The organism is Elusimicrobiota bacterium (assembly GCA_040757695.1).
In the GTDB taxonomy this organism is placed as follows: domain Bacteria; phylum Elusimicrobiota; class UBA8919; order UBA8919; family UBA8919; genus JBFLWK01.
The window spans coordinates 36032-58937 of sequence record JBFLWK010000002.1 but is presented as its reverse complement, the minus strand read 5'-3'; the positions used below and the strand labels follow the sequence as shown (position 1 = coordinate 58937).

At 39.3% G+C, this 22906-nt stretch carries 13 protein-coding genes; all 13 read right to left on the bottom strand.

Annotation, left to right across the window (positions count from 1 at the left end; genetic code table 11):
• Positions 1–5: 5 nt before the first annotated feature.
• The 13 genes from AB1349_00600 to AB1349_00540 all read right to left on the bottom strand — a co-directional run bounded on the left by AB1349_00600 (position 6) and on the right by AB1349_00540 (position 22894).
• The gene (locus tag AB1349_00600) at positions 6–578 is read right to left on the bottom strand and encodes a transposase (GenBank protein ID MEW6555836.1); all 573 of its coding nucleotides are present in this window, start codon (positions 576–578) and stop codon (positions 6–8) included.
• Positions 579–645: 67 nt separating this feature from the next.
• Entirely contained in the window at positions 646–9009 is an 8364-nt protein-coding gene (locus AB1349_00595; protein MEW6555835.1) for an alpha-amylase family glycosyl hydrolase, read from the bottom strand.
• Positions 8973–9530 (bottom strand): transposase, encoded by a 558-nt coding sequence (locus AB1349_00590; GenBank protein ID MEW6555834.1) that lies wholly within the window; start codon positions 9528–9530, stop codon positions 8973–8975. The genes AB1349_00595 and AB1349_00590 overlap by 37 nt, the downstream gene beginning before the upstream one ends.
• A 124-nt stretch (positions 9531–9654) precedes the next feature.
• Positions 9655–11055 (bottom strand): sugar ABC transporter substrate-binding protein, encoded by a 1401-nt coding sequence (locus AB1349_00585; protein MEW6555833.1) that lies wholly within the window; start codon positions 11053–11055, stop codon positions 9655–9657.
• Positions 11056–11063: 8 nt separating this feature from the next.
• A complete protein-coding gene (locus AB1349_00580; GenBank protein MEW6555832.1) occupies positions 11064–11873 on the bottom strand; it encodes a carbohydrate ABC transporter permease in 810 nt (269 codons plus the stop codon).
• Positions 11874–12075: 202 nt separating this feature from the next.
• Positions 12076–12951 carry a sugar ABC transporter permease gene (locus AB1349_00575; protein MEW6555831.1) on the bottom strand — a complete coding sequence of 292 codons (876 nt, stop codon included), beginning with the start codon at positions 12949–12951 and terminating at the stop codon, positions 12076–12078.
• A gap of 184 nt (positions 12952–13135) precedes the next feature.
• Positions 13136–15181: a hypothetical protein gene (locus AB1349_00570; protein ID MEW6555830.1), complete on the bottom strand. Its 2046-nt coding sequence runs from the start codon at positions 15179–15181 to the stop codon at positions 13136–13138.
• A 359-nt stretch (positions 15182–15540) separates the two neighbouring features.
• Positions 15541–16407, bottom strand: a complete 867-nt coding sequence (locus AB1349_00565; GenBank protein MEW6555829.1) for a hypothetical protein — start codon at positions 16405–16407, stop codon at positions 15541–15543.
• A gap of 12 nt (positions 16408–16419) precedes the next feature.
• Positions 16420–17112 carry a response regulator transcription factor gene (locus AB1349_00560; GenBank protein ID MEW6555828.1) on the bottom strand — a complete coding sequence of 231 codons (693 nt, stop codon included), beginning with the start codon at positions 17110–17112 and terminating at the stop codon, positions 16420–16422.
• Positions 17113–17189: 77 nt separating this feature from the next.
• Positions 17190–17579: a response regulator gene (locus tag AB1349_00555; protein MEW6555827.1), complete on the bottom strand. Its 390-nt coding sequence runs from the start codon at positions 17577–17579 to the stop codon at positions 17190–17192.
• A gap of 79 nt (positions 17580–17658) precedes the next feature.
• Positions 17659–19083: a HAMP domain-containing sensor histidine kinase gene (locus AB1349_00550; protein ID MEW6555826.1), complete on the bottom strand. Its 1425-nt coding sequence runs from the start codon at positions 19081–19083 to the stop codon at positions 17659–17661.
• 182 nt (positions 19084–19265) lie between these two features.
• Positions 19266–20702 carry a hypothetical protein gene (locus AB1349_00545; GenBank protein ID MEW6555825.1) on the bottom strand — a complete coding sequence of 479 codons (1437 nt, stop codon included), beginning with the start codon at positions 20700–20702 and terminating at the stop codon, positions 19266–19268.
• Positions 20699–22894, bottom strand: a complete 2196-nt coding sequence (locus AB1349_00540) for a fibronectin type III domain-containing protein (protein MEW6555824.1) — start codon at positions 22892–22894, stop codon at positions 20699–20701. The genes AB1349_00545 and AB1349_00540 overlap by 4 nt, the downstream gene beginning before the upstream one ends.
• Between the last annotated feature and the right edge of the window lie 12 nt (positions 22895–22906).

Here is a 22906-nt window from a genome sequence, read left to right as displayed (position 1 = left end):
GTAAGTTACACTTCTTTCAGCCAACTGAAGTCGGGTGTAAGTTGCGCTTCTTTCAACCGACTAAAGTCGGGTTTAAAATTATCTGCTTCATCTACTACAATTGTACTTTGCACAAGCGCCTTTGCTGTTTTTTCGCCATAAATGTAACAAAGCTGATAATAATTTGAGAATTGGTACGATTTTAATTCTTCAAAATTATTTACTTCACTGTGTTTTAAAGGATTTCCCGCAATATATCCAATAATTTTGTAAAACATCTGTTCGGTAGTTATTATTTTTGCAAAGTATTTATCCCATACCGACCGATAGATACCGGTCAGTTGATTTAGCAGATACGAACTGCCACCATTTATAGTTTGCATTGCTTTTTTAAGTTTCTTACCTTCTAAAAGATGAAATAATATATGATAATGATTTGCAAGAATCCCATATGACAGAACTGGAATTTTTAGGTTTTTTTCTACTTTATTTATTTGATTAAGTAAAATTTGTTTTTTCTCATTTGTATTAAATAGTGTATAATGTTCTCTGGTTGCACACGTTATGAAATAATATGTATTATCTAGATAAAACCGCATATTTTTTGTTTTTGCCGACTAAAGTCGGGTGTAAAATTATTCCCCACTTTAGTGGGCTTGTTTGTTTTTACCGACTAAAGTCGGGTATAAGTAAGTCAGGTGTAAATCTTTTTTCTACGTAGCCGACTAAAGTCGGGTATATAATATCTTTTCTTTCTACCTTGAAATATAGCGGTATCCGCTCACCGGGTGTAAAACTAGCATCTGCAGTTGAGAATTCAGGTGCACCTGTGCGATACAGATTCGGTATTGCTACCTGACCTGATGCACCTTTGTATGCGTCTGATGCGACAATAACATAGAAATACTCATTCCCACCAATCAGCCCTTTGTTATCACCAGATGTATCTTTATCATCATCAGTCCATGACATAACATCTGTAGAAGCCCACAAAACATATGGTCCTGATGCTGAAACTGACGAGCGATAAACATAATAAAACCCGCCTGCAATGACATCAGCAGCTTTGAATGATTCGCTATCAGTTCCCCAGGCACCATATGGTGTCCACATTAACAATATTGAATAAGAAGATGCAGCAGTGGCATACACAGACGACTGTGTAGGTCTGGCTGCGAAGTTGCAATATACATACAAAGTTGCACCGCCACCAAGTTGAGATAATCGTGGCACATATAAAAGCCGTCTGGAATCGCCAGTAGCACCTACATTGCCATACCACGCAGAACCGTGTGATGTGATATTAGCGGTAGATGTTGAGGTTGCCATACCATTAGAGCCGCTTGTAGGGACGGTATCGTAATATGTTGTTCCGACGGTAAGTCCTGAGATTGTGAATGTAGAATATGCGAATAATATAAAATTGTAAGTTGTTCCACCAGCAAGATTTACAGAAAACTCCTGCTCGGTTGAATCATCAGCAGGTGCGGTCATATTTACAGCACGACCTGTTGATGTTAAATTAGACCTGCCTACTTCATCCCATGCGGACACGGTTTGACCTTCCTGGAATGCGATTGTTTTTCGGACATTACGCCATATTGGTTCTGCGCCTTTATTCACTCTTATTTTTACAACTACATACTCGTTAGTCGGGCACGCAGAGACAGTGGCAGAAAATACGCTGTAGCAGTTGCCGTCAATTCCGCCAGCAATTCCCTTAAAGGTATCTGAAGCACGGATAATGTAGTAATATGTGACGCCGTTTTTGAGTGGCGGGGATGTATATGTAAACGAACTACCGGAAACAGTAGCAGTTGCTTGATATTTAGAGAAATCGTTTGTGATTGCTATATCTGTGCAGACATATATCTGGTAGACACCGCCGCAGACAACATCTGCGGCTTTCATTGACTCACCACCACTTGCAGGCACATTACCTGTGTTTTGGGGTGGTGGCCATATCCATGCATTGCCGTAAGGTGCAGACCATACAAGGGTAACCTTTTGATTCCCGGGTATCGCTTGAATATATGTTGGTGCGGTAGGTGTAGATGCAAAATTAGCGAATACATACCAGGTAGCATCATTGTCAAGTGTTGTATCCACATACAAGATTCTGCGAGCATCATTATCTTTGCCTGCGTTACCAAACCAGCCGTATTGATTACCTGTTATAGAAGTTGAACTTTTAGATGTGATAAATTTTGCAGTTGATGGAACTACAGAATAACTATTCCAGGTGCCAGCGTTCCAGACGCAATCGTAGTATACGGTATTAGCTTTAAGCCCGTCTGGTGGTGTTGCGGTTGTTTCTGCAAAGAACAAGAAATTGTAGTACTGCCCTTTAATCAGCGGCACACTAGCGCGATAGGTTTTGTTTGTAGCATCTGCAGTCATATCAAGTTTTCCATTAGTAATATTCGCTCTGTCGGCTGAACTCCAAACTGAAGTTTGTGTTGATGACATTATCGCGAGTTGCAGTTGGATTTTACTACTATCACCCCAAGGCGAACTTGCAAGCCCAATTGTGTATGGCACACCGAAATTAACATAAACAATCTGGTTACTAATCCAGCAGGAAACAACGGTTGCGGTAGAACTTTCAAGTTTTTGGCCACCTGAATCAACTGCACGAATCAGGAATGAGTAAGTATTGCCAAGTGTAAGTCCTTCTACAGTGTATGGCTGGCTGTAAGAGACAGGTGATGCATTTAGCTGTATAGTTGTCTGGCTTGTAAGCCCGTCGTTTCTATAGATATTGTAGCCGAGTAATTCTTCAGCGGTTGTATTTCTATCCCAATAAAGATTCGCTTTTTGATACCCTGCATAAACCAGTGTGCCTGCAATTGCATCCGGATTTTCTTCCCAGTCGTCGTAGTTTGTTGTTGTTGAATATGGGATTGTATATTCACGGTCTGTAGATGCTGTATTAAAGTTCTGTTCTTTGTTATCTAAATCGTTATTATACGAGTATCTGTATCTGATGCTGCTATTAGCGACCATTCCGAGTTGGCGATACCATGTGGTACTATTACTCATTTGTGTAAGGTTTATCGATGTGGTCCAGTCAAGTGGTTCTGTATCACCGATAATCTGGACATTTGTTAATGTGATATTACCCATATCTACTTCAAAAGTGATTGGGAATAAATTCACAGAGAGTTGTGAGGTATACGGTGAACTGTTGCCTGAAGAATCAACTGCTGCGAGTTTGTAATAGTAAGTAGTGCCGGTTGTGATATTAGAATCGGTATAATAAGTAGCGGTTGGGCAGATAAGCGTATAATTCAATTTATTTGTAGTGTCGGGTGTGAAACCTGACACAGTTGATTTATAGATATTATATCCTGCTAAATCACCTTCGTAATTTTGCGACCATTTTACTTTGATTGCAGTCAAGCCATCAGTGCCTGCGCCTACTGCTTCAAGCCCTGTTGGTGTAGAAGGTGCAGATGTATCAGTTGCTCTCGGGTAGTCCGAAATTACAGAAGAATAGCCGGATGTATTGCCTCGTCTATCAGTAGCGGAAACAGAATAGAAATAGGTAACATTATTAGTTAGCCCGAGGTCAACATAATTGATTGCTGCACTTGATACCTGCACATATTTAAGTGTACTATCGGCAGTATTAGAAGTACGGATTGTGTAATAATTCAAATCCGGCTCTGCATTTGCCGTCCATCCAACAGTTAGTTGATTCGGTCCTGCGGTGATTTCAAGCCCTTGTGGTGTTCTTGGTGCTTGGTCATTATAGTATTGCCATTTATCCGCTAATATCATCTCGCCATTGCCTTCATCTTTTATTTCAATATCAGGCACCTGCTCGTTTTCATTCACACTATTTGACTGGTTATATTTGTAAAGTTCACCACGGTTGTGACCTTGTTGAGGCCCGTCAAGGAACAATTGACCACTACTACCCTCCCAAACATTATTACCATTGTGAAGTTTATATTTGTATTCCAAAAATATTGTATCGTCAAACTCAACCTCTTTCTGAAAAACACCGTCTACAACTTCATCCATTGCCAAACCGTTGGGCCAACTGCCATATGTAGCATTCCCGAATGCGAGTGCACCGCCAGTTACAGTAGCAGATGTTATGGTGAGTCCGGAATCCCGCGCATCCAGCCAGAATTTTACTTTTACAGCTCTTGGGATTACAGTAATTTGATTAGATAATGCAGATTTGTTACCGTTCCTATCAACCGCACGGATACGGTAGTAGTATGTAGTTCCATTTTGTATCCGGTCGTAGACATTGTCGTTGCTGTCTAATTGTCCGTCAAGATTGTTATCATAATAAAATGTTTTGAATACCTCAAAAACTGGTTCTGGGAATGAGCCATCGGGTATAGGTTCTGTTGACGAGCGATAGATAAGATACGACTGAAAATCCGATTCTGTATTTGGCTGCCAGGAAAGCATCACTGCTTCACTTCTTGGCTGTGCAGCGAGTGTTGATGGTGCTGATGGTGGTGTATTATCTGTTGTTAATGTAAAATCAACACCATTATTTATGAGTGCGGTTGTGAAATTAACATCTGTGGTTGCGATATTATAGCCATCCGCCCAGCAGCGTATAGTATGACTTCCGGTTAATATCTTTCTTAAATTGCCTGAAATAGAATAATAACCATTCGCATCAGTCATCACAGTCCAGTGTGATTTCTGGTCAATATCAACAACAGCGTTTGCGACAGGTGAGCCACCACTTGTAACGGTGCCTGTGCAGTTTACCCAGTCATAACCACCACGAATCAGAATTCTTCCGTAATGTGATGGCACTACAATTGTAGTTGTGAACTGTCCGGACGCATTCGTTGTATATCCAGCATCGGTAAGCCAGTCCTTATAACTTGTGCTTGCATCACCTGTGCCTATAAGAGCTGGCAGGGTTATATCACCTGCTGACCAGTTCCAGAAGACAATTGCTTTCTGACCCCAGCCAGTTCTTGAACATCCAAGAATATTTGTATCAAACTCGGCAGCATCTGTTCCGTTATACCATCCGCGACCGCCTTCTTGGGGATCGCCGCGCAATGGTGCGAAATTTGCTTTTGCTTGAATTGCTCGCCGGATAGCGGGTCTAACATTAGTCCACGGGTCAACATTAACTCTATCAAACTCCATTAGCCGAACATTGCCGTTGATATCCATTTTTGCTTTTTGTGAGCCATCGTAAGGACCTTCAAGACCGACTTCACCACCATACATAATACTTAAAGGCCCACCGAGTGTGATTGCTGCCATATAACCAACCTGAGAATCATATCCCCAGGAAGCACCATCATCTCCACGAGATCTGCTGATGAATCTTCGTTCATCATGGCTTTCCATAATTGTTGCGTTTATCGCCCACTCGTTTTTCCAATTGATTTCTTCATTATCTAAACTATTTCTACAAACTTGAGAAGTATTCCAGCCATCTGCGTTACTATGTCTATTATTAGCTTCAGCAGCCACACCAACAGTACCCTTGGGCATAGCCCACGAACTGATATAATACTGCCCACCTTCTTTATACCCACCTACTTTCATCTGCTCGCCACCGTGTAGCATCGGCCCGTTATTTCCTGTATAGTTATTGATATCGCCAGCGGTTTCTGGTATCTCAGAAAAGAGGTAGTACTGCGGGTCCCAGCGGTCAGTAAGTTTCCTCAACGCTCTATTAAACTCATATTGTTCAGGTCCGAGACCATTATCCCAGAATTTGGGGTTATCAAAACGGACAGCATCTGTTATTGACATATTCCAGATGAGATTGTTGAGATAAAGTGCGCGTGGTTCTGCATATTCCTGTTTTGTGCCACCGCCAGAGGTAGAAAACTGCTCCGGCTGATAATATGTAGGATGCTTCTTCGCAGTTGGTGAATCAGGTCCACCAACCTGACCCGGTACCCAGTCCATCATTACTTTGATATTATGGTTTCTGAGTGTTTTCATCATCTCAATATATTTGGAAGTACCACCGAACTTACCTTCGTGCTTGTAGATATCGTCAATATTGTAGCCCCAGATACCGCCACCATTTTCATGGAAAGGCCCGAAATAAACCATATTGATTCCCATCTCGTTGAGGTAGTCCACTTTATCTATAACACCCTGGAAATCACCACCGTAATCGTTAGTATCGCCGATATCGTCGTTAGTAGTATCGCCGTTATACCATGCATCCGGGAAAAGCCGATACATAATATAGTCCAGTGCAGAAGGCGGGCAGGGTGAGACACCGTTTGATGCGTTTTCTGGCTCATCCGGGATTGAAGATGTTGTTGATAGTGTAGAAGTAGCAGAACTAACATAGCCAAATGTAGAAAATGTGATTGCGAGATAATGGTCAACAATCCTGCCTTCAACTTCATTCCAAGTAGCAGGTCCTGATGAACTTACTACATCTACTATATTAGAATTTGTTGCAGGTGACCAGTTGCCGATAGCGTCACCATCATTCCAGAATGTTGCAACTGTGAAGTTAACCGTTTTGCCTAAAAATTTGCTACTGCCACCTAATTTTGATAATGGCATTGCAACTTCATAAAAGTAGCCGCTGTTATTTTCTGTATACTTTCCATACTGGCGGTTAGTGAATAAATTATCTTCTACACGAAACTGGTCGTTACCTGTTACAATCTCACATAGATATTCCCAGGAAACATATTTTGAGACATAACTGTCCTCGTATTTATCACCACGACCACGGAAGACGCGTTCTGCAGAGATGTTACCATTGTCAATTAAAATTTGTACAAAATTCCTGCCATCAAAAACAGGCGAACTACCACCGGTATTACTGGAAGCAAAAAGCACATACATATAAAGATTATATTCATCACAAGTAATTGAAAATGTAGCGATATCCAGTTGTGTATAATTTGGCTGGTTATCATCTGCACCACGCTCGTCAGTAGTTGTATCAATCCAGACCGCCTCACGCCAGTTTCCTGCACCTTGATAGGTAGTTATAAAGTTATATGTTGATAGGTTAAAAGTTGACCAATCGGCAAGCGAGCCGTCAACCGTTTTTGCATTCACATAGATACCGTCTGAAGCAGTCCAACTACCTGTGATGGCTTCGTCATTTGTGGCACGGACACGCGCATAATGATATTTTCCACGCACTAAACCCGTTGCGGTATATGTAGAAACAGTTGATGAAAGCGCTGCAGAAGATGAGTAGAATGAAAAATTTATATCTGTTGAGACCTCAATCTCGTATTTGGTGATATTCCCACCATCAGGTATAAATGGCCAATCCCAGGTGACAGTACCATCTGCATCTTCAATACCATCAATAAGCCCGTAATTGTTTGTATTTGTAGAAGAACGGTTATCATAGACCACGCTTACCTTTACTTTTTCAGAGGCAGTCGGTTGCGGACAGGCGTTTACTATCGTAGAAGTAATAGAGTTCAACACATAACTTATAAGCCCGGGGTCTGTATCACCTTTATCAAAAGTAACTATCCGGTAGTAGTAGGTTGTATGGATAGCGAGTCCTGTTGATATATGAACATCAGTAGGATGAGTAACGGTATCTACCAAAATAACATTCAGTGTTGTTGTGCTTGTGAATGTAAATGTAGCACGAAAAATATGGTAATACGAAATATCATCAATATATAGAGGGACAGGTTTTTCCCAGGACAGATTGATAGTTGTTGAGGAGTTGGAAATTGCAGAAAGTGAAGGTGGTGGATTAGGATTTAAGTCCAAAGCATAATTTCGGTTGGCTGTATTGACACCGACTGTTGACCATGATGCTGTATTCCCGGCGGTATCTATCGTTTCAATTGCGAAATAATAAGTTGTGCCTGGATTTAAACCAGTCATTGTGAATACCTGTTCTTGTTGTGCTATTATAGAACTACTTACATACCGTTCATATGTAGGATATGGTGGGGAGTCAAAATTTGTAATATTTTCTGTTCTTGTAGACCATTTGATATGGTATTGACCTGAGAAATCGCCAACTGCACCATCGCTACCGGGTGCAGTCCATTTGAGTAATATATCACCATCGTATTGTGTGCCTGTGAGTGCGGTAAGATTTGAGATAGCATCCGGTGGCTTGTTATCAAAGGCGAATTTTGCGACACCGCCCTGACCGAGTGTTGTATTTGTGGACGATGTGGCACCTTGACTGTCTTCTGCCCAGCATCGCCACCAGTATGTTGCTTTATCGGTTAGTGTAGTCCACAGGTATCCTGTAGTCCCTTGCGATAGATATGCAGATGTTGTACAGAAAAATGGCTGTGACCAGTCAGCAGAACTTCCACTTGTGACTGAAGTCACGTGTAGATAAAACTTTACAGTATCACCTGCTTGCGGGTCTTGAAGTGTGAATGACGAAATGATTAATGACGAATTTGTCCATTGCATTGAGGCTAAAGCCTCACTCCCAGCAAGTTGAGTAAGTCCTGAAATTGTCGGCGGGTTATTCGGGAATATCCAGTTAAAGTTGTTCCCGGAATCAGTAGAATAGTTAGCGGTAACCGTTTTTATACAGGCAGATGAGTCCTTAACATCTACATAATCAACCGATTGAGCGCTGTTTGGGAATTGAATATACCATAAAGAAGCGTCAACTGTTGACCGCAGTTTTATCAAATTACCCGAAGCACCTGTTAGTGTGAATATATTTGTTACCGTCTGGGTTGACTTTTCGGTAAATTGCAATTCTTTTGCTGAGGTTTCGCAACGAAAACAGTAAAAAGTGGTATTGCCTGTAAGTGTGCTTGTATATGTTGTATAAAATGTAATGGTTGAGGTGCCGAAATCAAAAATACCGGTATCATTTTTGGTCCAGTTTCTGCCTATATTGATAACACCACCGCTTGCTACGAACACTGCACCTGCATCAATTGCAACATCGCTTGAAATATCAACAGTTGTGAAATCAGAAAGCGTAGCCGTCCCCGCAGTTATAGTAAATGACCCATAAAGGTAAGAAATACCTATTACAATGTAGACGGCAATTAAATGCCGTATTAAATTATAAATTTTTCTATAGGGATTTGTATCCATAATCTTTTTTCACCGTAATACTGGTGATAACTTGAAAATTCATAATCTTTAGGGTGGTCAACAATCCCTGCTTTGACGGGATTCCAATGCATATATTCTATTTTTTCACGAACTTGTTTTGGGTCTCGTAATGCAGTGTCATAAAAACTTTCCTGCCATACAGGTTTGTATGAAAACCCTCTATAATCCCATTTCAGGTAGTCGGCGTTTAAACGCCGACTACCTGTGGGTTGGTTTTTTTGATACCATTCGTTGTATTTACGGGCAAAATTGCCTTTGATTTGCTTCATAATAACAGATAGATTATATTTCTCGCTTAAAATCTGCAACAACATATGTAAATGGTCTGGCATAATCACATATCCCAGAAGGTAAAAATTAAGCATAAACTTATGATACCCAATACATAATAACAGAAATCTTGCAGAAACTTCATCATTAAAAATTTTCACACGATTTATAGTATTAGTTGTTACAAAATGAACCGCACCTTTTTCCAAAAACCTGTGAATTTTGCCCATATATTTATCTCCTTCCGTAGACGGCAATTAATTGCCGTCTACCTTGTGTTACTTTTGACACTTCAGTGCCGGTTCTGATTCGGTTTTAACCGAAACTAAAGTTTCGTAGAAAAAGTTGACTCTATTATTTTACATAATATTTTGATAGCAGGTTTTCTATCTGTGGCTGAATTGTTTCTAAAACTTCTTTGGCTGGTTTTTTACCCTGCCAGACCCAATCAATCTCTCTGCCTAATAACTCATTTATTTCAACCCAGTATGGATTTGTCGGTGTCGGTTGAGCATATTTTATTGAATCAAGATAAACCTTTGCATCTATCGGCTGAGTAATCACTTTCGCTTTCAGGAAACGGTCTGACTTTGCAACTGATTTCAAAGACGGTATAGCATGACCTGCTTCTGCAACCAATTCCTGCCCTTCTTTACTCATCAAGTACTTTATAAGTTGCCATGCCTCTTCTTTATGTTTGGATTCGTTTGCGATACCGTAGCAGACAACAAAAAGCGTAGCAGCCCGTTTTTTGTTATACGGCAGTGGTGCGATATCCCACTTAAAATCTTTTATATGCCTGAATTGCATACACATCCATCTACCGTAAGTGCACATAGCCACTTTGCCAGTCATAAACATATCCGCAGTACCAAAATCAGTTGTCACAGTTGGTCTCGGTGCGACATTATGTTTCCAGACCAAATCCGCAAGGAACTGGACTGCTTCTGAATTTCTATCAATATACTCAGGTGAGCCGAGCAGCCATTTCTTTTTATCATCGCTCATTATTTTTCCATCATTCTGCCAAACCCAAGGTGCCCATTCTTGAAACCATGTCTCTAATACAAACCCGTACTGGTCTATTTTACCATCGTTATTAAAATCAACAGTCAGTTTTTTTGCAGCATCTAAAAAATCAGCCCATTTCCACCCACCCTTCTTATTCGGATATTTTACCCCCATTTTATCAAACATATCTTTGTTGTAATACAAAACTAACGGTGTAAAGTCCTTTGCAATCCCGTAATACTTTCCATCGTATTCAAAACATTTCATCAGTTCCGGATAAAAATCGTTAAGGTTAAACTCCTGCTTATCTCGTTCAAGATATGGATTGAGGTCTAAAAGCACACCGCGGGTTGCGAATGATGGGAATGTCTCAAGCCCGACATACATAACATCCGGCGGTGTATGTGCAGCGAACATCGTTTTTAGTTTATCGTCGTAATTTTGTGGGGTATGCAGTATTTTTATCTTGATTTTAGGGAACTTTTCTTCAAATTGTTTCAAGTACTCGGTTACCGTTTTTAATTCATCCGGCTCACCCCACATCATATATTCAAGTTCTACCTCGCCTTCTTTTAACTTCCCATCTTTTTTCCTGCAACCGGTAAAGCAGGTAGATAGGTAGATAGGTAGATAGGTAGATAGGAAAACCAAACCTAACCACCTAACCACCTGACCACCAAACCATCTATTCACTTGACCACTTAACCACTTGAAGTCAACAAACCACTTAGCCACTTTTTGCATAATCCCCCCTACTTAAGTCCTGTTAAGGCGATACCTTTAACAAAAAATCGTTGGTTGAATATATAAACCAACAGCACTGGCAGAAGCACAATCACACTTGCAGCCATAAGGAGCGTCCAGTCGGTATAATACATTCCCTGAAACGATGCCAGCCCGACTGGTAGTGTCATTTTTGTTTTTGTTTTTATCACAATCAATGGCCACATAAAATCATTCCAGGTGCCCATAAATGTGAATGTTGCCAGTGTTGCTAATGCCGGTTTTGATAAAGGCATGATTATCTGACACCAGATTCTGAATTTGCTCGCACCGTCAATCACTGCCGCCTCTTCTAATTCTTTCGGGATAGACAGAAAAAACTGCCTTAACATAAAAGTTCCATATGCGGTAAAAAGCCCCGGTAGTATCAGTGCTTGTATAGAATCAATCAGTTGCAATTTTGTGATTAAGATAAAAACCGGTATCATTGTTACTGGGAATGGTATCATCATTGTAGCGAGATAGCCTAAAAATATTTTATCTCTGCCTTTGAAACTCAGCCGCGCAAACGCATATGCAGCAAGCGATGATGTGAGCACCTGCCCGATTGTAACGCATAAAGAGACAAGAATAGAATTCAGGAAGAACCTGCCAAACGGAACCGCATTCCATGCATCAACATAATTTCGCCATCGGACAGGCACAGGCAGCCATTTTGGCGGATATACAAACACTGCACCGGGCTCTTTTAACGATGTAGAGAGCATCCACAGAAACGGTGCGAGCATTACAACTGCGCCAAATATCAGTATTGAATAAGTAATAATTTTTTTTACCATATTTTTGAACGCAGATTACGCAGATTGCACACAGATATACGCAGACACCGTTCCCGTCCCGTATGTGTCATTCCCGCGAAAGCGGGAATCTACGGGATAAACTCCAGCGGGAATCTACAATTATGGATTCCCAATAGAGACACTCGGGAATGACACTTCGTGTCATCTGTGTTCATCTGTGTTTATCTGTGGTTTCATTTTTTTAATATGTTAGTTCTCTGAATTTGGCAGTATATTTCCATTGAAGAATAGTAGCGCCAAAAATCAGCGCAAAAAGTGCCCAAGAGATTGCCGATGCATAACCCATATGGAACCACTGGAATGCATTATTATAGATGTAATAAACGATTGTCGTGGTTGAGCCACCGGGTCCGCCACCTGTCATCATAAATATCTCGCCAAATGTTTGGAAGACACCAATTACGCTCATAATGATAATAAAGAAATGTGTTGGTGAAAGCAATGGAAAAGTGATATGCCAGAATTTATTCCAAATGTCTGCGCCATCCACTTCTGCAGCTTCGTATAAAAAATCCGGAATGCCTTGAAGTGCTGCTAAATAAAGCAGCATATTATATCCTGCACCTTTCCAGATATTCATCAAAATAATTGCTGGTTTAGCCCAAGTTGTTGAAGAAAGCCATGCAGGACCGTTTATGCCAACCATTTTTAACAGCCCGTTCAAGAGCCCGAAATCAGGATTATAAATCCATCGCCAGAGCAGTGCGCAGGCGACAAATGACGAGACAACTGGCATAAAATAAACAGTTCTGAAAAATACGATTCCTTTGATTTTCTGATTCATCATTATTGCAAAAAGTAAAGAGACCGCCATTCCAACAGGTATTCCAAGCATAAAGAACAGTGTGTTCAACAGATATTTCCAGAAATAAGTGTCTTTGACCAGTTTCACAAAATTAGCGACACCGACGAAAACAGGTGTACTGAACAGATCCCATTCAAAAAAACTTAAGACCAGCGATGCGAAAACTGGCAAAAAAACAAATACCAGAAAGCCCAAGATATTTGGTAAAAGAAACGCATAGCCCGTAAGGTTTTCTTTTATTGTTTTTTTCATCTAATTTTAACCACAGAGAACACTGAGAACACAGATGACACGAAGTGTCATTCCCGAGTGTCTCTATCGGGAATCCATAATTGTAGATTCCCGCTGGAGTTTATCCCGTAGATTCCCGCTTTCGCGGGAATGACACATACGGGACGGGAACGGCGTCTGCGTATATCTGCGTTCATCTGCGGTTTCATTGTATTGTTTCTATTATTAAAACACCGTAAGTTTCAAGTTTCGGCAGTAGTGTCCGAATATATCCGTCTTTTAACTCCCAATCTAATGATTTAGGTATTAGTAATTCCTCGTAATCCGGCGTTCCATAATAGACCGCGACTGGTTTTTTGTTTTTAGGCAGAGTATAAGCAATTTCGTAGTTTTCTAATGTATTCGGTGTGGCAACTTTTTGATTCCATTCACTGTTGTTGCCGTTATGCAAAATACTTACCACGATATATCTATTTGATAAAAATTCTCTTGTAATACAATCCGGTAGTTCAAAATCTGACTTCAGGTTATTCACATTTTTGCCGTGTGTGATTCTGTATAGCAGTGTATCAAAAGTATAATAATTTTTTAAGATACCAAAATTGTCGTCGGGCATTGCGACATTATCAGGATAATAAAGCGTATTCAACGCATGCATTCGGTTGTTTTGTTCGTCAGGCTCGCCGGCAACCATAACGGAGCCGCCGCCGGTCATTGCAGCACCGAGTAAGTATTTCAGACATTCTTTTGAGAATATTTTTGGACTGCCCACAGTATCCGCTGGATAGAGTTTGATTACTACCCGCTGATTTTTAGCCACACGGTTTTTATAGCAGATATCAACTAAATCTTCTAAGCCGCTTTTATAACCCGCCCAATTCTCTATGAATAGGAAATCCACTATATTACACATTTGCTCTATACCGTATTCGTTGACACAATTAAACGATACAACAGAATCAGGTTTAATTTTATGTGCTATTTTACGAACAGCATTCACAAAAGTCATAATAATTGTGCTCAACAGTTCACCATTATATTTACTACTTGCACTATAGTATCGTTCGTTTTTGGAATGACCGTAAGAATCAATCTCAAAACCATCAAATGAAACCAAATCATCAGCAGAATTATCCATCGTTTTTCTGAACTGTTCCATAATGTAAGAATACCATTTAGTATCCTGTGCGATTGCCATCAGATAAAACCAGATATCCTTGTTTTGGTTTTTGGCGTCAAGTTCTGTTGTGATACTACCATTAAAAACTTTCGGGTTGCCTTTTTCATCAGTCATTGGATACGGGTATTTTTCATAAATAGATTTAGAAGCCGAATATGCAGCAACATATGCAACAGACAGGATATTTCGGTCTCGTGCAGAATCAATTTTTTGCTGAATATCGTCGGCTAAAATCGTTATACCGAATGGCTCAGATTTATACATTTTTTCTTTAGGTGCGTAATAACCGTGTGCTGGAAAATAATCGTAATACTCAATCGCATTGATATGCAGTTGTGCAAAATAGTCGGTTTTCTTCTTGTAGTCAGCGCCGATTTTATCCCAGTTTGCATAGAAGCCGTATCTTAAATCATCAGAAATATTTTTTACTATTGAAATAACTTCATATTCTCTATCTATAACTTTTTCTTTTTCTTTTAATTCAAACTCAAAAATATAACCGTCTTCACTGTAACTTTTTGTTTGGATTTCAAATGTTATAGATTTCTCTATTTTTTTTGTTTCTTTTTGTGCTAATACTTGGTTGTCAAACTTTTTAACATAAAACACAAGTGTAGTATCTTTTTTTTTACTCTCTATATTTTCTATATCTACAGTAACTTTCGTTTCTTCATTTGGTTTTATCCAGATTTTATGCAGGACTATTTTTTTTATATAAATGCTATCCAAATTTTTTTTGATTTTTTCAACAATTAACGGTTTTAGAATCCGACCTTCAACCAAGAGCCGTTTTTTAGTTACCGTTACAAGTTCGCTGAAATTAACCACTGAATTCCCATCATTATCTTTCTTAAAAGAGCCGGCTAAATATACTTTATGTGCATTCTTTGCGTCAAATGTGAACAGTACACCATCCTCAACCACTTTCGGTGCAGATGCAGTTGCATAAAGGCAGGTAGAAAGATAGAGAGATAGAAAGATAGAAAAATAGAAAGATAGAAAGGAAAATCTATTACCTAACCATCTTTCCATCTTTCCATCTTTCCATCTAGTAGTTATATAGGTGTGCATATTTTTTCATACTGACTTTAGTTTCGGTTAGAACCGCTCCAATTTATCGGAGCGTAGAAAAGTAGTCTTCCTGTAGTGTGGCATGAAGGCCACACTACATGACTACGAAAACACGAAAACACGAAACTTTTTGATAGTTTTTTTTCGGACTTTCGTGATTTCGTGGTTAAGATAGCCCTCGCTTCGCTCGGAATTCTCCAAGACATCATAAATCAGACCCGCCCTTATTTCCTATTAGAAGCATCCCCATTCCCGTTATTTGCTCCGTCCCTTTTTGGCGCGTCCCTTTAGGGCGATTTTCATCCGTCCCCATTTCAGTCCAGCGTCGGCTACTTTCTCTCAGAATAACAATTTTTTTTCTACGGGCCACATGGGAACCAGAATGCAGAGAAATTTGATTCAGAGAGATTCATATTTCCCCAGTGCTGGTCCTGTACCTTCACAGTGAGGGTTCCCGTCTGCGTGACCCTTTTCACGCCGACGCAAGTCACAAGCCAAGACCAACCAGTATAATTTGCTGCCTGTAACTGTCCTCCACTATAACCCATAACGTTCCAAGAAAGACCGCAACCATTTCCAAGTATTTGCCATTCAAATTTTGGGTAACCACTATCTGTACGGCAGCAACTCGTAGTGAAAACTGCATATATCATAGCAGGTTGTTGCGTTATGTTCAGTGTTCCATAAAATGGCACAGTATCAGTCCACGTACGCTCAGCAAGTCCACTCGTATTAGCAACATAGACAAAAGTTGAGGTGATGATTAAATCTTCATTTTTTACTGTTAAGTCCTTTAAGCCACCTGCGGGGAGACTTATCCCTGAACTGGTTATGATAGAGTAAGTTCCTGTTGCAGTGAAGGAAGCGCTTGCTGCAACAATCTCATATGTCACAGAACTCCTTGATACGCTTGACAATCCTGTAATTGATTCTGTTGCTGCTTTTACACCATATTTTGTATGAATATTACCGTCGGATGTTATGGAACTTACAACAACATCGGCAGAATCCCGCACCTGGAAACTGGTAGAACCGTCTGCGGAGTTCAGTTTCACTTTCATATCCTGTCCATAAAGGCAGGTAGAAAGGTGGAAAGGTAGAAAGGTAAAAAGTAAAACCCAAAACCGAGATTGCCACGCTAACGCTCGCAATGACATCCGTTTCCAATTCCAGTTCCAATTTCTACCAATCTGCAATCTGCAATCTGCAATCTGCAATTTTTTCATTGGCTTCCTCCGTTAATCTTCAAACTTATAGCCGGTTTTGCTGATTGTTTGTATTATTTTCCCGTCATCGTTCAATTTTTTTCTCAATTGCTGAATATGGACATCTACGGTTCGTGTTGTCCCGAAATAACTGTAATCCCAGACCGCTTGAAGTATCGTATTTCTGTCTAATGCTGCACCGTTTTTTTTCATCAGATAGACCAGCAGTTCGTATTCTTTCGGTGTTAACTTCACTTCTTTTTCACGCATATAAACCGTTTTACTTTTCAGGTTCACTTTTATATTTTTTGACGAGATAAACTCCTGTTCTTCATATCTATACCCCCCTCCGCTTGTCCGTCTCAAAATCGCTTTTACTCTCGCTATTAGTACATCAATATCAAACGGTTTTGCAATATAATCATCCGCACCTGATGAAAGCCCTGTAACTATTGATTGTGTATCTGTAAATTTTGCAGACATCAGGATAATCGGTATATTTTTTGTTTTGTTATCTTTTTTAAGAATCCGTGTGAGTTCAAATCCGTTTATACCTGGCAGCATCAAATCCAGAATCACAAGTGCCGGGCTGACCGCTTCAATTTTTTCCATTGCACTATCCGCACCTCTTGCTGTAATAACAGAAAACCCGGAAATCTCTAAAGTATCTTTCACAAGTTCTAAAATTTCTTTATCATCGTCAACAACCAGTATTTTTTCTTTCATTGTTCACTTCGTTCACACGCGAATGAAAACCGAATGTTAACCGAATTGAACCGAATATTCGCTTATATTTGGTGTTTTTATTCGGTGCATTTATTCGGGTTCTTACAGCGGGCAAGAACAGTTTTTATCCGTGCGATTAACTCTTTCGGCTCAAACGGTTTTGTGATATAATCATCTGCACCAAGTTCAAGCCCTTTTAGTTGGTCTTCTTTTCGGCGCCTTACCGTCAGCATTATTATTGGCAATTTTTTTAATTGTTCATCCGCACGGATTCGCTGACAGAGCGTATAGCCACCAACCCTAGGCAGATTTATATCAAGCAATAGCAAGTCAGTCAGATTTTTTTTGATAATCTTAAAACCTTCCTCAGCATCACCAACACTTACAACTTCAAACTCCTTAGAACATATTTTTTCTACAAGGTCTCTGAAATCTTTTTCATCGTCAATAACTAATATCTTTTTCATAGTCGCTACGCTCCTTAATCACGAATAGCAACCGAATGTAAACCAAATGGACCCGAATATTCGGTAGTATTCGGTGTTTCTATTCGGTGCCGTTATTTGGGTTTACAGGTAGTGTAAAATAGAATGTTGTGCCTTTATTTAATTCGCTCTCTACCCATACTTTTCCATTATGCTCTTCAATTATTCCTTTAACAATTGAGAGTCCAAGCCCTGTTCCTTTAGGTCCTTTTAGTTCATCTACGGTTCCTTTTACCTGATGGAACTTATCAAAAATTTTTGCTAACTGGTCACTGGGGATACCGATACCGGTATCTGCCACTGCAACTTCGATGCAGGATGCAAGATGCAAGATGCCAGTAGAATCAACTTCTTTGCCTTTACTTGCCTCTTGCCTCTTGCCTCTTGCTTCTATCTGTATTTTTCCGCCTTCCTGTGTGAACTTTATTGCATTTGAAATAAGATTGATAAAAACCTGTTTAAGTCGTTCACTATTCGCGATAACATCAGGCAACTTTTCTGGTAATTTATTTTCTAATTTTAGGTTTTTATCTTCTGTCTGCACTTTAAAAAGCGAGACAACATCTTCAACAACAGTATTTAATTTTACCACTTTTTTTTCGGATATTTCCCCACCCTTCTGTTCAATTTTAGAAACATCTAAAAGGTCGTCAATAAATTTTGATAATCGTGCAGTATTATTTTTTATTTTTGCAAGATTTTCGTAGTTAAGTTCTTCTTTATCTTCAAGCATAAGATTGATATAACTCTCTATTGCAGCCAGTGGAGACCGCAGTTCATGTGATACATTAGAGATAAAATCCGATTTTAGATGGTCCAGATACTTTAGTGATACAGCCATTTTATTAAATTCATTTGCCAAATCGCCTATTTCATCTTTTGTCAGAACATCTGCTTTGGTCTCTAAATTACCATCTGCGATAGCGCGAACTTCGGTTACCAGTTTTTTTACAGGTTTTGATAATTTTGCTGCAAACATAACCGAAATTATTATTCCAAAAACCAGAACAAGCAATGAAGTGAGCAGAACCTGAAATCCGATTTTTTTTATATTTTCATCAGTCAATTTTTTTAGTACTTCTGCAGAGAAATCAATACAAACAAATCCAATTTTTTTATTGCCTGATATAACATCATTACTGATTCTTATAGAATTATCTTTTTTATCAGGCAGTTTCTTTTTTCTTAGCAAATCCGCATTGGTTGTTGCGATAATTGTGCCTAATTTATTTATAAGATAGCCATTTTCAAACCCGAGTGCTGTTTTTTTTAATGCCTTCAAATAATTCAGTGCCAGCAAATCATCTTTTGCAATTATTGCCTCTCTGGCAACTGCAGAAAACTGCGAAATCGTTTTTGTTAGTTCCTGGTTCTGGTTTTCAACAAGCAGTTTTTTTTCTATCAGAAAAATAGAATAACTGACTGCAATGACGCAGACAACTATAAGTAAAACCGCAAAAATAGAGAATTTTGTCTTGATTCGCATATAAGAATCGCAGATGACACAAAATCTGCCCCCGAATGACTCTATCGGAGGTGTCATTCCCAAATGGTTCTATTGGGAATCCATTAAAGGAGTAGAACCTGTCCACGTGAAAACAAGGATTCCCGACAGGGGCATTCGGGAATGACAAATCAGCGGGAATCCGCGTTGTTTATCAGCGGCAATCAGCGTATTTCTGTTTTTGCTTTTTCTAACGCATTCTTTATTTTATCATTTTCTGTATCAATTTCAAGTGCTTTCTGCCAATAAGATATTGCCTGTTTTACATTACCTTTAGTGTACTCTTTGAGCCCTTTGTAATAAAGTTCCGCGGTTAATTCTTCTATTTTTAGTTTTGATTGTTTTATTAACCGAATTGATTGTTGATGGTCTGGCTGGAATTTCAGGATTTCGTTAAATTCGGCTATTGCATTTCTGTATTCACCTTTCTGATAATAATCCAGCCCTTTATCGTAGTATTGTTTCATAATTTTTTTCTTATCAAGTTCAACTTCTATTTTTTCTGTTTGTTGCGGTTCTTGTTGTGGTTCTTTCTCGGGCGCTATTTTTGACTCTTTAAGTTTGATATTTTCGGCTTGAACTTTTTGTATTGATTCTTCAAGTTTTAAGATTTCGTCAGTCAGTCGGTCAATTTCTTTTTTAGCTTCTGAGAGTTCGTCTTTAGGCTGAGGTCCAAATTTAAGTCCGATAGATAGCCGATGTGTACCGTATATTTCTTTCAAACCTGAAAATGGATACGAAACTGCATAATCAATCAAGAATCTTTCTGCAAACTTATAACCGAAACCGAGATTAAGATTCCGTAATTCATCAGTTCCGAATTCAAAACCTGACCTGAGTGCAAACTCACCAAATAGTTTTTCGCCACCAAGTATAACTCCGTATTTTTTATCTTTGTAAAATGTTTCAAGCCCGAGATTCAGGTTTTTGATTTTATATGCGGTAGCAAATTTAACGAGTAGTGGAACAATATCTTTATTGCCGAGACCTACATCGGGTTGATTAACATCTTTTACAACAACTGCAAAACTCAAATTTGCAGAATTGTACAAAATTGAAATATCACCGCTGACCGTGTTTTGTAAATAGCCATTTTTCTTAAACATATCATAATTGATTGTATAAATATCCTGTCCGTATTTTCTTGTAAGATATTTCAGTGTAGTTCCGAGAGATATTCTTTCAATAACATCTCTTCCATATGACAACAGAATCGTATTTTCAGAATAATAACCTGATAGCCCGAAATTGAGCCAGCCGAGTCCAAATGTGCCGAAATGTGATGGATAGACAAACCCAACAGATGTATCAGATAGAGCAGACTCATCAGGCCCGTTTAAGCCCCAGTAAAGTTTGCCATAGCAGGATGAAAGTTCAGGATACAATACATTTGTAAGCCCTGCAGAGTTATAAAAAATTGCATTTGCATCGTCAGCGATTGCAGTATATGCGCCGATAGAAATTGGCCGTGCACCAGTGCCAGTATCTTCAAATGCCCCATAAAGACAAGAAGCAAGAGGCAAGAAGTAAGAAAAAAGAAGCAAAAATTTTCTGACTTCTGACTTCTGACTTCTGACTTCTGACTTCTGGTTTATATTCATTTCACTACCACCACAGTGCCGTTTATTACTTTTTTATCACATTCAAGTTGGTAGATATACACGCCACCGGAAACAACTTTATCGTCGGTATCTTTACCATACCAATAAATTTCTGTATCGGTTGTTGAGTCACTAAAAATCTCTCTACCTTTAATATCAAATATTCTTAATGTTACTCGTTTCTCGGAATCATTTTCAAAACAGAATTTCATTCTATTATATGTATCATTTGTTTCATATGGTGCGAATATCTTTTTCGGATACATTCGTAAATCGCCAAACCCAATAGTTCTTAATGTTTTTCTCAACTTGTACTTACTCAAATGAGTAACTTTTGCTGTGATTGATTTCTCATTAGCATTCACAACACCACCAAGTTTTTCCCATTCAACACCGTTGTGATAGAATATAGAAAGCCAGCTTTTTGCTTCTGAAATTGGCAAGCCTACTTTTTCAATATAATCATCATTATTCAAATCATAGAAAAATGTTATTTCTATTTTCTGCTGAACAAACCTGAAATCATCTATTTTTTCACCAGTTGTTGATTTTTGTGGCTGGAAGTCATATACATAGATATCCCGTTCATCATCGTCCTGTAATTTCTGCATATTTATCACAATATCGTCGGTATATTTCCCATCTTTATAGAGCACAGCTGATACATCCTGTGGAATTTTTACAAATGCGACTATTTTACCATTTTCTTTCGTAACTGCCGAAAGCGCTGCAGTGTTGTCAATATATACTGAATCAGCGCTTTCGTTGTCACTGGTGTCAACTGCAGTAATTTTGTAATAATTGAATGAAAAGGTAGAAGGTAGAAGGTAGAAGGTAGACGATGATGGAACATCAGTTGCCACTTTCCAAGGCCCTTCCAGTATATTAGAATAATAAATTTTATATTTCGCTAAATCGGTACAAGTTGTTCCATCGGTATTTTTTGTAACTTCTGACCAAATAATTTTTGCAAGTTGCTCGGCAATTAATTCCCCCCTTACACCGCAAGGTGGTTTCGGTGGTGTAGTATCAGCCGATTTTGTTCTTGTAGAAACCGTTATATCAAATGCAGTTGCGATACCATTTTCGTTAATTGCCTGAACCTTATACCAATAAGAGGTTAGAGGTGAGAGGTTAGAGGACAGATAAGAAGTAAAGACGCCAGAATCAAGAAGTGAGAAGGAACTGCCATTGGTTGACCGATAAACCCCATAACTCGTATAATTCGGATTACTATTGTTTGACCACATCAGCGTAATCGTATTTGTTGTTATCTGCGTAATCTGCGTTCCTGACGGTGGATTAGCAAGTGTATAGGTTGAGACGGTAACAGATGCACTGCTACCTGAAATATTCCAACTTTCTACATATGCAGAATATGATGTGTTTGGTGTGAGGTTCGTGGTTGTCGTAGAGATTGTATTTGCTGGTAGTTCTTGAATCCCAACACCGATAACCGATAACCGATAGCCGTCTTCATTTGTTGCGTTATCAGTCCAGGTCCAAGTTATTGATGAAACCGTCACTGAAGTGGCGTAGAAATTAGATGGTGTAGCGGGTGGAAGTAACCCTACAGTTGAGACAATCTCATGAGTTAATGTATCATTACCTGCAGAATGCCAGTTATCTTCTGTGCCTTGGCCATTCTGGTTTTTAACTGTGAGCCGAAATGTTGAAGTCTGCCCTGAAGTTGCAGATGTTGACACATTAACCCCAACTATGAAATAATATGTAGTATCGGGCAGGAGCAACCCTGTAGAACTTATAGTTGTTTCATTTTCTTGATGTGTGCCGTCTTGGTTGTCGTCGGCATAAATTCGGTGTTGCCAGTTCTGACCTGCAATAGTTGCAACTGCAACTGTGAAACTATCTGAACCATTTGCATAATTTCTAATCTGATATGGATAATAAACAGTTGCTCCGGGCATCAGGTTCTGTTGACTGGCTGGTGTTGAAACCCATATCATAGCATAGCCGGTAGTAACGGTAACTGAAACAGGTAATGGTGATATACCATTAGGTGAAGAATGCCATGTTACAATCGTATCGCCGGGTGTATCAACCATGCCAATGGTTCCTGAATCACCACCGTTTGTAATCACCGTTCCCGGAGTTACACCAGCAGAATAGAGTATTACCGGTAAAACGAGTAGTGAAATGGCTATTGATAATAAGCGTGGTATCCTATACATAATCCAATTTTA

What these genes read in the sequence shown, in the direction of transcription:
- AB1349_00600 (MEW6555836.1), bottom strand. Translation starts at nt 578, where the DNA reads ATGCGGTTTTATCTAGATAATACATATTATTTCATAACGTGTGCAACC.
- AB1349_00595 (MEW6555835.1), bottom strand. Translation starts at nt 9,009, where the DNA reads ATGGATACAAATCCCTATAGAAAAATTTATAATTTAATACGGCATTTA.
- AB1349_00590 (MEW6555834.1), bottom strand. Translation starts at nt 9,530, where the DNA reads ATGGGCAAAATTCACAGGTTTTTGGAAAAAGGTGCGGTTCATTTTGTA.
- AB1349_00585 (MEW6555833.1), bottom strand. Translation starts at nt 11,055, where the DNA reads ATGCAAAAAGTGGCTAAGTGGTTTGTTGACTTCAAGTGGTTAAGTGGT.
- AB1349_00580 (MEW6555832.1), bottom strand. Translation starts at nt 11,873, where the DNA reads ATGGTAAAAAAAATTATTACTTATTCAATACTGATATTTGGCGCAGTT.
- AB1349_00575 (MEW6555831.1), bottom strand. Translation starts at nt 12,951, where the DNA reads ATGAAAAAAACAATAAAAGAAAACCTTACGGGCTATGCGTTTCTTTTA.
- AB1349_00570 (MEW6555830.1), bottom strand. Translation starts at nt 15,181, where the DNA reads ATGCACACCTATATAACTACTAGATGGAAAGATGGAAAGATGGAAAGA.
- AB1349_00565 (MEW6555829.1), bottom strand. Translation starts at nt 16,407, where the DNA reads ATGAAAAAATTGCAGATTGCAGATTGCAGATTGCAGATTGGTAGAAAT.
- AB1349_00560 (MEW6555828.1), bottom strand. Translation starts at nt 17,112, where the DNA reads ATGAAAGAAAAAATACTGGTTGTTGACGATGATAAAGAAATTTTAGAA.
- AB1349_00555 (MEW6555827.1), bottom strand. Translation starts at nt 17,579, where the DNA reads ATGAAAAAGATATTAGTTATTGACGATGAAAAAGATTTCAGAGACCTT.
- AB1349_00550 (MEW6555826.1), bottom strand. Translation starts at nt 19,083, where the DNA reads ATGCGAATCAAGACAAAATTCTCTATTTTTGCGGTTTTACTTATAGTT.
- AB1349_00545 (MEW6555825.1), bottom strand. Translation starts at nt 20,702, where the DNA reads ATGAATATAAACCAGAAGTCAGAAGTCAGAAGTCAGAAGTCAGAAGTC.
- AB1349_00540 (MEW6555824.1), bottom strand. Translation starts at nt 22,894, where the DNA reads ATGTATAGGATACCACGCTTATTATCAATAGCCATTTCACTACTCGTT.